This is a genomic window from Streptomyces klenkii (assembly GCF_003626645.1).
GTDB lineage: Bacteria > Actinomycetota > Actinomycetes > Streptomycetales > Streptomycetaceae > Streptomyces > Streptomyces klenkii.
The window spans coordinates 1-1,023 of record NZ_RBAM01000219.1; the positions used below are offsets into that span (position 1 = coordinate 1).

Genomic DNA, 1,023 nt, shown 5'->3' on the forward strand with positions numbered 1-1,023 from the left:
CGGTGATCACCGAGATCTGCGGGATCACCCCGGAGGCGTGGACGTTGCGCCGGAAGATCTCCGCGAACAGGCCCAGCGCCGTGACGCCCTCCTGGATGCGGGCGCCGCCGCCGTCGTTGATCCCGACCACCGGGCAGCCGGTCTTGGCCGCGAAGTCCATCACCTTCACGATCTTCTCGCCGTAGACCTCGCCCAGCGAGCCGCCGAAGACGGTGAAGTCCTGCGAGTAGACGGCGACCGGGCGGCCGTCCACGGTGCCGTAGCCGGTGACCACGCCGTCGCCGTAGGGGCGGTTCTTGTCGATGCCGAACGCCGTGGCGCGGTGCCGGGCGAACTCGTCCAGCTCGGTGAAGGACCCCTCGTCCAGCAGCAGGTCGATCCGCTCCCGGGCCGTCAGCTTCCCCTTGGCGTGCTGCTTCTCCACCGCCCGCGCGGACCCGGCGTGCGTGGCCTCGTCCGTCCGGCGCCTGAGATCCTCGATCTTGCCCGCGGTGGTGTGAAGGTTTTCGGCCACGGCAGCGGCTCCTACTCGTCCTCGGGTGGTTACCGATTCGTAGGTTATTCCCAGCCTGTCGGCGCCGGAGGGCCATGGGCGTGCGGCGTTGGCCACACCCTTAGTCTGGCGCCATGACCACTGAGCGGAGCCGCTGGTCCGATCTCGACCGTCCGCCGTTGAACGCGCGGGCCCTGCGCGAGGGGCTGACGCGTCCCGACAGCCTCTGGACGCACCTCGACGTCGTGGCCTCCACCGGCTCCACGAACGCCGACCTGGCCGAGGCCGCGCGCGCCGGGCGGGCCCGCGCCGGGGCCGTTCTCATCGCCGAGGAGCAGACGGCCGGGCGCGGGCGCCTGGGCCGCACCTGGAGCGCCCCGCCGCGCTCCGGCCTCTTCTTCTCCGCGCTGCTCCAGCCCGAGGCCGACGGCGTGCCGCCCGCCCGCCTCACCTGGCTCCCGCTGCTCGCCGGGGTCGCCACGGCCGCCGCGCTCAGCCGCGCGGCCGGTGTGGACGCCGCGCTGAAGTGG

At 73.1% G+C, this 1,023-nt stretch carries 2 protein-coding genes; one reads left to right on the top strand and one right to left on the bottom strand.

Annotated elements, in window-relative coordinates; genetic code table 11:
- The coding region (locus tag D7231_RS35890) for a carboxyl transferase domain-containing protein (RefSeq protein WP_277875682.1) at positions 1 to 514 on the bottom strand (514 nt) is incomplete at its 3' end.
- 113 nt (positions 515 to 627) lie between these two features.
- Here D7231_RS35890 and D7231_RS35895 point away from each other — a divergent pair.
- Positions 628 to 1,023, top strand: a 396-nt coding sequence (locus D7231_RS35895) for a biotin--[acetyl-CoA-carboxylase] ligase (RefSeq protein ID WP_422396798.1), incomplete at its 3' end; no start/stop codon positions are given.